Annotated in this window: 8 protein-coding genes; 3 read left to right on the top strand and 5 right to left on the bottom strand. The window is 73.5% G+C overall.

All coding sequences use genetic code 11. From position 1 onward, the window contains the following. Positions 1-2: 2 nt before the first annotated feature. Positions 3-662: a glycosyltransferase family 2 protein gene (locus QLQ12_RS40455; RefSeq protein WP_282766305.1), complete on the bottom strand. Its 660-nt coding sequence runs from the start codon at positions 660-662 to the stop codon at positions 3-5. Between the two features lie 124 nt (positions 663-786). Between QLQ12_RS40455 and QLQ12_RS40450 the strand changes: the two genes are divergently transcribed. The 3 genes from QLQ12_RS40450 (at position 787) to QLQ12_RS40440 (ending at position 5061) form a co-directional block, all read left to right on the top strand. Then, a complete protein-coding gene (locus QLQ12_RS40450; RefSeq protein ID WP_282766304.1) occupies positions 787-1836 on the top strand; it encodes an NAD-dependent epimerase/dehydratase family protein in 1050 nt (349 codons plus the stop codon). Then, positions 1833-3179 (top strand): hypothetical protein, encoded by a 1347-nt coding sequence (locus QLQ12_RS40445; RefSeq protein ID WP_282766303.1) that lies wholly within the window; start codon positions 1833-1835, stop codon positions 3177-3179. Before QLQ12_RS40450 ends, QLQ12_RS40445 begins: the two co-directional genes overlap by 4 nt. Positions 3180-3306: 127 nt before the next feature. After that, complete coding sequence (locus QLQ12_RS40440) at positions 3307-5061, top strand: DUF1996 domain-containing protein (protein ID WP_282766302.1); 1755 nt, start codon at positions 3307-3309, stop codon at positions 5059-5061. Between the two features lie 59 nt (positions 5062-5120). On the opposite strand, the gene QLQ12_RS40435 is transcribed toward QLQ12_RS40440, so the two are convergent. From QLQ12_RS40435 to cydC, 4 genes are all read right to left on the bottom strand, one after another. Continuing rightward, the gene (locus tag QLQ12_RS40435; protein ID WP_282766301.1) at positions 5121-5669 is read right to left on the bottom strand and encodes a TetR/AcrR family transcriptional regulator; all 549 of its coding nucleotides are present in this window, start codon (positions 5667-5669) and stop codon (positions 5121-5123) included. Between the two features lie 74 nt (positions 5670-5743). After that, positions 5744-6535: an SIMPL domain-containing protein gene (locus QLQ12_RS40430; protein ID WP_282766300.1), complete on the bottom strand. Its 792-nt coding sequence runs from the start codon at positions 6533-6535 to the stop codon at positions 5744-5746. 105 nt (positions 6536-6640) lie between these two features. Next, positions 6641-6967: a TraR/DksA family transcriptional regulator gene (locus tag QLQ12_RS40425; RefSeq protein WP_282766299.1), complete on the bottom strand. Its 327-nt coding sequence runs from the start codon at positions 6965-6967 to the stop codon at positions 6641-6643. 30 nt (positions 6968-6997) lie between these two features. Further along, positions 6998-11608, bottom strand: coding sequence for a thiol reductant ABC exporter subunit CydC (cydC, locus tag QLQ12_RS40420; protein ID WP_282766298.1), 4611 nt, complete (start codon positions 11606-11608; stop codon positions 6998-7000). Positions 11609-11657 lie beyond the last annotated feature (49 nt).

The raw sequence follows: 11657 nt of genomic DNA, 5'->3' as shown, positions 1-11657 counted from the left end.
GCTCACCGGGCCAGCACCGCGCTCATGTCCCGGACGGCGCGGGCGGTGCCGAGCAGGGTGCCGGTCACTTTGGAGCGGGTGCCGGCCGCCCGCGGGTGGTAGTCGACGTCGACCTCGATCACCCGCCAGCCGGCGCGGCCGGCGGCGATCAGCAGCTCCAGCGGATAGCCGAAGCGGCGGTCACGCAACCCCAGCGACAGCAGGTCATCGCGGCGCGCGGCCCGGATCGGCCCGATGTCGTGGATGTTCAGGCCGGTCGTTCGGCGCAGCCGATGGGCGAGGACGGCGTTGGCGGCCCGGGCGTGCAGCGGCCACACCCCGCGTGCGGCCGGGCGTCGCCGGCCGGTGCCGAGCCGCGCCACGCCGGAGAGGACGGGGGCGGCCACCCGGACGAGCTGGGCCGGGTCGAAGGAGCCGTCGGCGTCCATCACGCACACCACCCCGTCGTCCGGGTCGGCGGCCAGGACGCCGGCGTGCACCGCCGCGCCGTACCCGGGCTCCGCCACGCTGATCACCTCGGCGCCATGGGCGCGGGCCACCGTGGCGGACCCGTCTGTCGAGCCGTTGTCCACCACGATCGGCCGGTAACCGGCCGGCATCCGGGCCAGGAGGGCGGGCAGGGCCGGCGCTTCGTTCCGGCAGGGAAGAATCACATCGGTCATGCTGCGGACGCTAAGTCGCGGCGGGCCCGGAAATCCTTACGTGGCGATGACGAAGTCTTACGAACCGCTGACGGCTCACCGCGGCCGGGGCCCGCCGCCTCGTAGCGGCCCTACCGTCGGCGCCGTGACTCACGTACTCGTGACCGGCGGAGCCGGTTTCATCGGAACCCATGTCGTAACCGCCCTGCTCGGCGCCGGTCACCAGGTGACCGTCGTGGACTGCGGCCATCCCGGCGCCCACCGCGCGCCGCTGCCGGACACCGTGGCGGGAGCCCCGCTGCGCCGCATCGACCTGCGCGACCGGCCGGGGGTCGCGGGCGTGCTGGCCGGCGTCGACGTGGTGATCCACCAAGCCGCCATGGTGGGACTCGGGGTGGATCTCGACGACCTGCCCGAGTACGTCGGCTGCAACGACCTCGGCACCGCCGTGCTGCTCGCCGAGATGGCCCGGGCGGACGTCGGGCGGCTGGTGCTGGCCAGCTCCATGGTGGTCTACGGCGAAGGCGCCTACACCTGCCCCCGGCACGGTGTGGCACGCCCCGCGCCGCGGACGACGGCGGACCTGGCCGCCGGCCGGTTCGAGCCCGCCTGCACCGTCTGCGGCGCCCCGCTGGAGCCGGGCCTGGTCGACGAAGAGGCGCCGCTGGACCCGCGGAGCGTGTACGCCGCGACCAAGGTCGCCCAGGAGCACCTCACCGCCGCGTGGTCCCGGCAGACCGGCGGCACCACCGTGGCGCTGCGCTACCACAATGTGTACGGACCGGGCATGCCCCGCGACACGCCGTACAGCGGCGTCGCGGCGATCTTCCGATCCGCGCTGGAGGCCGGGCGGGCGCCGCGCGTGTTCGAGGACGGCGGCCAGCGCCGGGACTTCGTGCACGTCCGTGACGTGGCGGCGGCCAACCTCGCCGCGCTGCACGCGACCGGCGACCGGGCCGGCTGGCGTGCGTACAACATCGCCTCCGGCCGCCCGGCCACCATCGCTCAGATGGCCGGCGAGCTCGCGCGGGCCGCCGGCGGCCCGTCTCCGGTGGTCACCGGCGAGTTCCGGCTGGGCGACGTGCGCCATGTGGTCGCCTCGCCGGCGCGGGCGGAGGCCGAACTCGGGTTCCGGGCCGCCGTGGGCCTCGCCGACGGGGTCGCGGAGTTCGCTTCCGCGCCGCTGCGCGGATGAGCGTCGAGACGCGCCACCGGCCGGCGCGCGCCGACCTGATCGCCGTCACCATGGCGGGCGGCCTGTTCGCGGCGGCCGCCGTCACCGGCGGTGTGCTGCACATGCTGGGCCGCCCGGTGCACGCGCCGGCCGCGCCCCTGTTCGCGCACTGGCTGCCACACGTCGGTCCCGGCACACCGCCGGCCCTGCTGGTAGCCGTGCTGGTGTGCTGGCGGGGTCCCGCGCTGGCGGCCCAGCTGTCCTGGCGGCCGTTGCTCGCGCTGTCCTACGCCACCGCTGCGGCGTGGACGTTCTCGCTGGCCCTGATCGACGGCTGGCAGCGTGGCATCACCGAGCGGCTGACCACCGAGCACGAGTACCTGCACGAGGTTCCCGGCATCACCGACATCCCCGCCACGTTGAGCGTGTTCACCACCCGGATCCTCGACTTCCAGCCGGACTCGTGGGCCACCCACGTGTCGGCTCATCCGCCGGGCGCACTGCTCGTGTTCGTCTGGCTGGACCGCGCCGGGCTCGGCGGCGGCGCCTGGGCCGGTGTGCTGTGCATTCTGGTGGCGGCGCTCGCCGGGGCCGCCGTACCGCACACCGTGCGGCTGCTCGGCACCGACGAGGCGGCCCGCGCCGTGCTGCCGTTCGCGGTGCTGTTCCCGGGGGCGGTCTGGTTCGGTGTGTCGGCCGACGGACTGTTCACCGGTGTGACGGCCACCGGAATCGCGCTGCTGGCGCACGGCGTCATCCGCGGACGTGCCGTGGGCGCGCTCGCCGGTGGCGCCCTGCTGGCCTTCGGCTGCTACCTCTCCTACGGGCTCGTCCTGATGGCCCCGATCGCGCTGGCGGTCGTCGTTCTGGCCGGGCCGCGCCGGCGCGTCGCTGGCTGGGCGCTGGTGGGGGCGGCGCCGGTCGTGGCCGCGTTCACGGCCGCCGGCTTCTTCTGGCCGACCGGCTATCACCTCCTCATCGAGCGCTACTACCAGGGCATCGCCAGCGATCGTGCGTACGGCTATTGGGTCTGGGCGAACCTCGCGCTCATGGCCGTCGCCGCCGGCCCCGCGGCGGCCGTGATCCTCCGCCGTGCGGTGCCGGCCGGCTGGCGGACCCTTGCCACGGTGCGACCGCGTGCGGACAACGCCACCTGGGTGCTGACACTCGCCGCCGCGACGGCGATCGTCGCCGCCGACCTGTCGGGCTACAGCAAAGCCGAGGTCGAACGCATCTGGCTGCCGTTCGCCGTATGGCTGATGACCGGCGCGGCCCTGATCCCACCGGCCGGCCGCCGCACGTGGCTCGCCGCCCAGGCCGTGGTGGCCCTGGCGATCAATCACCTGTTCCTGACGATCTGGTAGGCCCGGCCACTTCTTACCGAACGATGACGTGCCCCGCTCACGTTGACCGTTCGCCGCCCGAGGGCCCGTATCCGATCACGTCGACACATCACCGGATCCGGCCGTCACAGCTTCAAGGAGATCCCCCATGAAACGCAGAAAGACCTGGACCCCGCTCGTGGAGTCACGGCCTGCCCGGCTCGCCATGGCCGCGGCGGTCCTGGCGGCGACCGGGGCGCTCACCGTCACCTTCGTCTCCAGCGGCGGCAAGGGCACCGCGGACGCGGCCACCAACCTGGCGCAGTTCGTGCCGATTCAGAACGTGCGGCCGAACGTACGGGAGCCGAAGCCGGCCGCCGCCGCGTCGACGGGCCGGTTCACCGTGGACTGCGGCACCAACGGCAACGGCAAGTTCAGCCCGGACAACCCGGTGGCCCAGCCCGGGATCAAGAACGGCGCCGAACACGTCCACGACTTCGTCGGCAACCTGGCCATCACCGCGGACTCCTCCAACGCCGATCTCGACGCGTCCGGCACCACCTGCCGCAACGGCGACAAGTCTTCCTACTTCTGGCCCGTCGTGCGCATCGACAAGGCCGTCCGCAGTGGCAACCAGGTCCAGCAGGCCCTCGCCCAGACCCAGCCGATGGTCGTCTGCCCCTCGGTCCGTGACCGGCTGCCCGCCGTCCCCACCAGCACCCGCACCGGCATCGACCGCCTCCTGACCGAACTGGACCGCCTGGAGACCGCCGCCAACCAGCGGATGACCGCCAGCCGCGGCCGTATCGACGCCGCCCTCAACAAGCAGGTCCTCGACTCGCTGCGCGACCGCCGCGCCACCCTGATCACCAGCATCGGCACCACGATCACCGCCGCCGGCGGCAACCAGCCCGGCATGGTCTCTCTGGTCGACTGCGACGTCAGCTACGACGGCATGCACGCCTCGATGCACGGCGCCACCCATGCCGCGAGCGTCACAGCCGGCCAGGCCGCGAACCCGCGGATCAAGTGCCCCACCGTCCGGGACCGGCTGCCCGGCGTACCCGATCGGGCCGTCGCCGAGGTGAACCGCAACCTCGACGAACTCGACCGGCAGATCTCCGAGGCCAACGAACGTCTCGTCACCACCCGCGGCCAGGGCGGCGCGGCCTTCGTCGACAACGCCATCCTCGGCCCGCTGAAGGCCAAGCGCGTCGCCGTGCTCGACCGGATGGCCATCGCGATCTCCAGGCAGGCTCCTCGCCCGCAGGGTCTTGAGGCGCTCGCCGGCTGCACCCTGAACCAGGCCCCCGCGTCCCCGGCTCCCAGCGCGCCCGCCAGTCCCGCCGCGCTGCCCGCGCCGGAGGGCCCGGACTTCGAGCTGCCCGGCAACACCGGTGGCATCGTCCGCCCGGCGAAGGTGCTGATCGAGTACCGCGGCAACCCGGTGAGCAAGGTGGTCCCGATGCCGAAGTTCCTGCGGGCGCTCACCGGCGACGCCAAGCCCACCAGCCGCGGCCCGGCCAACGCCCGCGCCAGTTGGACCTGCTCCGGCTTCGCCGACCGGCTCGCCGACAAGTACCCCATCTGCCCGGCCGGCAGCCAGGTCCAGCGGGTGCACGACTTCCCCGGCTGCTGGGACGGCAAGAACATCGACAGCGCCAACCACCGCAACCACGTCGCCTTCGCCGACAAGACCACCGGCGCCTGCCCGCAAGGCTTCCAGGCGATCCCGCAGCTGCGGACCACCATCTCCTACGACATTCCCCGCGACGTGCAGGTCAAGGGCCAGTACGCCCTCGACTCCTTCCCCGAGGAGAACCACAACCCGTTCTCCGACCACGACGACTTCATCAACGTCAACTCCGCGCAGACCATGCAACGCATCGCCACCTGCATCAACAAGGGCAAGAACTGCAGCTGACGCCGTACGGGTGGGAGTCCTCGGACTCCCACCCCGCGGCGCCCACGGCGACGCGCGGCTCAGGCGTCTCCGCGCACCAGCTCGGTGATCCAGTCGACGGCGACCTGCGCCTGCGCCGGCTCCGCGGAGTAAAGGCCGTTGACGACGAGCCAGATCCGGTCGGCCAGCAACCCGCTCCCGCCGGCGCCGGTGACCAGCCGGTTCACCTGGGCGCGGCTGTCGGCCAGATAGGCCTCGGCGACGCGGGCCGGCTCGTCGGTCTCGCCGGGGAACTCGGTCAGGTAATTACGGAAGGGGCAGCCGCGGTACCCGGGCCGCTGGACGCTCTCGGCGACCTCGGTGACCAGCGAGATCAGTCGCTCGGCCGGGTCGGCCGACCAGCGCAGCGCCTCGGTCACCGAGCGTTCCCACTCCCGGCGGGAAAGCGTGAGATACGCCGCCGCCAGCTCGGCTTTGCTGGGAAAATGCTTGTAGAGCAGATTCTTGCCGCACCCGGCGGCCTCGACCACCTGGGCCATGCCGACGGCGCGGACGCCGTGCTCGTAGAAGAGCCCGGCGGCCGCGGTCAGGATGGTGTCCCGTGTGCCGGGTGCGGGCGTCCGTGCCATGATGCCCACCTTAAAGGACCGATCGGTCCAATCCGATATTCTTCCTTTTTAGGGCCATACCGGTGGGTGCGCCCTCACCTCGACGATGCGAGGCCGAGGCTTCGTGAGGCCGGCGGAAGGCCGAAGGCCCACTCCACGGTGACCGTCACCGTCAGCCGCTGCCGGCCCGGCTCGATCGGGACCGTGAAGTCCGCCATCGCCATCTTGTTGTGCTCGCCCTGCCCCCCGAAGAATCGGGGAGTCTCCTCGCTGACCTTGACGACCCGGCCGAGCGGCCGGCCCGCCTCGCGGGCATACAGTGCGGCCTTGCCGCGGGCATCAGCGAACGCCTTCTTACGTGCTTCGGCGAGCAGCGCGGTGTCGTCCTCGATCGCGAACGACACATCGTTGAGCCGGGCCGCGTCACCGCCCGCCGTGATGCCCGCGGACATGATCGCCCCGGCGCGCGGCAGGTCCCGGATCGTCGCCGTGAGACCTTGGCTCACGCCGTACCCGATGATCTTCTCGTCGTCGTTCTGTCGCGAGGTGATGGTGACGTTCTGCGTCTGAAGGTCGGCCCTGACCACCCCGGCGCCGGCGAGCGCGTCACCCATCCGGGCCGCCGCCACATTGGCCTTGCTCACGGCCTCACCGACGGTGGACGCGCTGGTCTCCACCGCGAAGTTCGCGATCAGTGTGTCCGGCTCGCCGGCGACCTCACCGGTCCCGGTGACCGACACGCTCTCCCGGAGCGGGTCGGTGGCCGCCGAGTCCGTCGGGGCGCCGGCCGAGGCGGCTGCGGGGCGGCCGTCGAGCAGCCATGACGAGTTCGCGACGAGTGTTGCCAGTACTACGAGCGCGGGCACGGTGACACGTGGTTTATTCATTTCCCCACCTTTAAGGCTGTATTCCCCCTATCTAAGGCTTTTGGGCCTTCGATCGATCCGGTATTCCGCACATCTACGTCGTCAGAGCGAAGAGCCGGCGGCGCGCTACGCGCATGCCACGCAGCGGCGGGCGAACGGGCGAGCGGCGAGCCGCTCCTCGGCGATCGGCTGCCCACATCCTTCGCAAATGCCGTAGGCCGCCGCGTCCACCCGGCGCAGCGCGTCGTCGACTTCGGAGATCCGCTCCCGCGCGGCGGCCAGCAGCGCGGTCAACTGGGCGCGTTCGAACCCGATGGTGGCGCCCTCCGGGTCGTGTTCGTCGTCGGCGTTCGAGTCCCGCGACGCGGCGAACAACGCCTCCAGATCCCGCGCCAGCGTCGCCGCCTCGGCCTCCGCGCTCGCGCGCAGCCGCAGCAGCTCGTCCCGGACCATCCGGGCAGCCTAGCGATTTCCGGCAGCCGGTCACCGCGACGCCCGGTCCTCCAGGCGGCCCTTCTCCAGATCGAGCACCCGGTCCACCAGGTCGAGACCCTCCGCGCGATGCGCGAGGACCAGCACGGTACGACCGGACGCCGCGTCCAGCAGGTCCGCCATCAGCTCCCGCGCTCCCGCCTCGTCGATGCCCTCGGTCGGCTCGTCCAGGATCAGCAGCGCCGGATCGGCGAGCAGAGCCCGCGCGGTCGCCAGCCGCCGCCGCTGACCACCGGAGACGGTGCTGCCGCCGGTGCCCAGCCAGGTTTCCAGGTCCATCCCGTCCAGACCGACCCGGCGCAGGACCGCCAGAAGCTGCGGGTCGGTTGCGGCGGGCGCGGCGAGACGCAGATTCTCTCGTACGGTCGACGCGAACACGTGCCCCGTCTCCTCCCCGACGAGCACCGCGGTCCCGCTGACCTCGACGGTTCCGGCCCGCGGCGTCAACAGCCCGGCGAGCACGGCGGCGAGCGTCGACTTCCCGCAACCCGACCGCCCCATGATCGCCGTCCGCGAGCCGGCCGGCAGCCGCAGTTCCAGCCCGTCCAGCACGGGCGTCCTTCCCGGGTCCCATCCCGCCGTCAGCCCGCAGGCCACCACCGCACCGCTGCCCCCACCTCGCACGCGAGCCGCGGCGCTGGCCCGGTCGTCGCTGCGGTGACCTGCCCGCCGGCCGTCCGCTGAGGTGGCGTCGTGGTCTGGCCGCCGGACTTCCGCTGGGCCGGCGGCGCCGTGGCCGGGCCGCCGGATCGCCGGTGAACGGTCCGTGGTGAGGGTGGCCACCCGCCGCTCGGCTCCGGCGGCCCGCCGCCGGGCGATCGCCGCCTCCGGCAAGGCGACGACCGTCTCCCCGAGCACGATCACGCCGAGCAGCAGCACCGCGCTCCACTCCGCCGGCAGGCCACCGCGCACCAGCACGACCGCCGCCCCGGCGGCCGCCACGCCCCACCCCAGGTGGGCGATCGCCGACGCCAGTCCGGCCTCCCTCGCCGCCCGCGCCTCCAGGTTCGCGAGAGTCCGGCTCCTCTCCGGGGGTACGCCCGGACGACCGCCCCCACCGGCCAACTCCTCGACCCCGTCGACCGTCTCGACGACGGCGTCCCGCAGCGCGGCCCGCGCCACACCGGTGGCCGCCTCCTGCCGCGCCGCCTGCCACGCCGCGACCGCCGGTGCGAGCACTCCCGCGACCAGCAGCCCGACCGTGAGCGGAACCGCGACCGCCGGCGCTGTCCCGGCCACCACGACCAGGCAGACCCCGGCGGTGACGGCGGCGGACACGGCCGGAAGCCGTCCTCGCAGCAGCCCGTCGGTGGTCGCGTCCACGTCGTCCACCAGACGGGTGAGCAGGTCGCCTCGCCGGTGCAGCCCCGGGCCCGGGACGTGCGGGATCAGGTCCGCATAGACCTTCGCCCGCCGCCCACCGAGCCGTGCGAACGCTACATCGTGCGAGACGAGCCGCTCCAGGTAGCGCAGCAGCGGCCGGGCCACCGCGCTGCCCCGGACCAGGACGACCGCCGCGGACAGGCTGAGCACCGGCGGCATCGACGACGCCCGGACGAGCAGCCACGCCGCCGCCCCGGTCAGCAGGATCCCGGCCAGCGACGACCCGGCCCCCAACCCGGCCGCCACCCACGGCTTCCGCAGCCGCCCTGACCAGCGGCTTCCCGTCCCTTCCACCGAGGCGCCGCCCGGGTGGCCTGTACCGTCCGGAGCTCCGCCCGCAGGGCCGGTCGTGCCGGCGCGGGGCCGAACCGGGCCGGCGGTGCTCGTGCGAGGCCGATCCGGGCTCGCGGTGTGGTCGGCGACCCGCATCGCGTGTCGGCCGTCCTCGGCGTCGTCCGGGGCGGGGAGCGTGACGGCGGCTCCGGCGTGGGCGACGGCCGGAACCATCAGCCAGGACGCCAGCTCTCCAGCGTGCCCCGCGGTCGCGGTGACGGCGTTCGGCGGCGGGCAAGCCGGGGCCACGGCCGGCTCAGCGGTTGCGCCGGAGAAACCCCGCGGCCAACCGGGAGCTCCGGGCATCCCCGCCGCGCGGACGAGAGCTTCGGGCGTGTCCGTCGCGCTGTCGAGCGGCGCGGATGTGTCAGCCGTGCTGGCGAGCGGCGGGGGCGTGTCCGTCGTGTTGGTGAGCGGTGGGGTCGCGCCCGTTGTGTTGGTGGGCGTTGCGGGTCTGCCCGTCGTGTTCGTGGGCGGCGGGGGTGTGTTCACCGTGCTGACGGACGGTTTAAAGGTGTGCGTCGTGTGGGTGGGCGGTTCGGGCATGCGCGCTGTGTGGGTGACGGCGGTGGGCAGCGCGGTGCCGGTGGGCGGCCGCAGGTGGGTGATGCGGTCGGCGGCGGCGAGCAGGGCCGGCCGGTGGGCGACCACGAGAACGGCGCAACCCAGCGCGGCGAACTCGCGCAGGCGGTCGATGACCAGGCGTTCGGCGGCACTGTCCAGGTGGGCGGTCGGCTCGTCGAGGAGCAGGGTCACGACCGGCGCGGTGTCACGGGTGCGGCGTTCGGCGACCGCCCGCCCCGCCCGGTGCAGCAGGACAGCGAGGGCGAGCCGCTGGCGCTGGCCCGCGGAGACACCCGCGACCTGCTCGCCGAGCGGCGTCGCGGCGGTGACCTCGCGGGCCAGCCCCACGGTGTGCAACGCGGCGTCGACCTCCGCCGCGGTGGTGCCGACCGGAAACGCTTCGGCGACGGTACGGGCGTGCGGCAGCGCCGGCCGCTGCGGCAGGTGGAACGCGCTCCCCACGGCGATCGCCCCCGCTTCGGCCGGATGCAGCCCGGCCAGCACCCGCAGCGCCGTCGTCTTGCCCGCTCCCGACGGGCCACGCAGCGCGACCAGTTCACCTGCCCGGACGGACAGGCTGTCCAGCGACAGAGCGTCCTCGGTGGCGCCCGGGTAGCGGGCTCGCAGTCCGGCCGCCCGCACGCCCCACTGACCGGCCGCCGCGCTGGTGAACGCGAACGACGAGCCGACCGCGCCGCCGGCCAGCAGACCGTCCGGGTCCCACGCGATCTCGTCGTCCCATACGAGGGCGGCAGGCTCGTACCGAACTCCTGCGCCGTCCCCTGACGACCGAGACTGACCAGCGTGGTGCGCCGCCCTCAGGCGGCGAAGCCCCGACTCGAAACGGGCGGTTCCGGTGCGGCGGCCGTACCGGGGTCGCGTTCCGGCTGTGCGGGTGAGGCCGTCGTCACCCAGATCGTCTATGGCGTGGTCCCGGGAGCGGCGGTCGTCGAGTTCGCCTCGAGCTTGGTGGTGGGTGGGGTCGTCGAGTTCGCCTCGGGCGTGGTGATGGGTGTGGCGATCGTCGTCGAGGTCGTCCAGGGATTTGTGGTCGGTGAGGTGGTGGCCGACGTCGCCTTGGGTGCGGTGGTGGGTGAGGTGGTGAAAGTCGGGGTCGCCTTGGGTGAGGTGGTGGTAGTTGAGGTCATCGTGGGTGCGATGGTCGGCGAGGTGGTGGTAGTCGAGGTCGCGTCGGGCGTCCTGGCTGGCGAAGCGGTCGCCGGCGATGCCGATCCGGGTGTCCGAGCCGGTGGAACGGTCGCCGGCGATGCCGATCCGGGTGTCCGAGCCGGTGGAACGGTCGCTTGTGATCGCGTGCCCGGCGCCGCGGGTGGTGAAGCCGTCCCGATCGGTGAGGATCTCGTCGACGTCGGCGATGACCGCGCCCGCGTCGGTGGAGGCGTGGTAGCGGGCCGCCATCTCGCGCAGCGGGCGATACGCCTCGGGGGCGAGCAGGATGACGAGCAGGGCCGGGCCGAGTTCCATCGACCCGGCCGCGACCCGCAGGCCGGCCTGGACCGCGATCAACCCGACCGACAGGGTGCCGACCAGGTCGAGAGCGGTCGACGACAGGAACGCCACCCGCAGCACCCGCAGGGTCGCCCGCCGATGCCGGTCGGTCAGATCGGCGATGACGTCGATCTGGCGTTCGGCACGGCCGTACATCCGCAAGGTGGAAAGCCCGCGCACGACGTCGAGGAAGTGACCCGCCAACCGTGCGTCCGCCGCCCAGCGCCGCTCGGCGCGGGCCTTGGTGGCCCAGCCGATCAGGGCGCCGAGCACCGGGATCAGCGGCAGCGTGACCAGCGTGACCACCGCCGAGGCGGGATCCACCACCGCCATGATCACGACGACGAGCGGTGGTAGCAGGACGCCGAGGATCAGCGCCGGCAGGTAGCCGGAGAACCAGGGGCGCAGCGCGTCAAGCCCCGTGCCGAGCACGGTCGTCAGCCGCCCGGCGCCGTAGGACGCCACCCAGGCCGGGCCGCGCCCGACCACCCGGTCCAGCAGCGAACGCCGCAACTCGTCGGTGACCCGGGCGGCGGTACGCTGCGCCACCACCTGCTCGCCCCACGCCAGCCCGGCGCGCGCGGCGAACGCCCCCGCCAGCAGCACGATCGCCCAAGCGAACGTTCCACCCAGCGCTCCACCGACCGCGCCACCGAGTGTGCCGGCCGCGCCGTCTGTGCCGGCCGCGCCGGCCACCATGCCGGTCACGATTCCGCAGAGTGCCACCGCGATGGCGATCGTGGCCGCAGCCTGTCCGATCCCGATCAGAGAAAGCAGCGCGATGCCGCCACGGCTGGCGCGGGCATACCGCAACAGCCGGGGATCGACCGGCCCTCTAGCTACCCGCCTGCCGCGCTGCTCA

Source organism: Actinoplanes sandaracinus (assembly GCF_030009775.1).
Taxonomy (GTDB): domain Bacteria; phylum Actinomycetota; class Actinomycetes; order Mycobacteriales; family Micromonosporaceae; genus Actinoplanes; species Actinoplanes sandaracinus.
The sequence above is the reverse complement of the archived record's forward strand: the minus strand, read 5'-3'. Positions and strand labels throughout refer to the sequence as shown.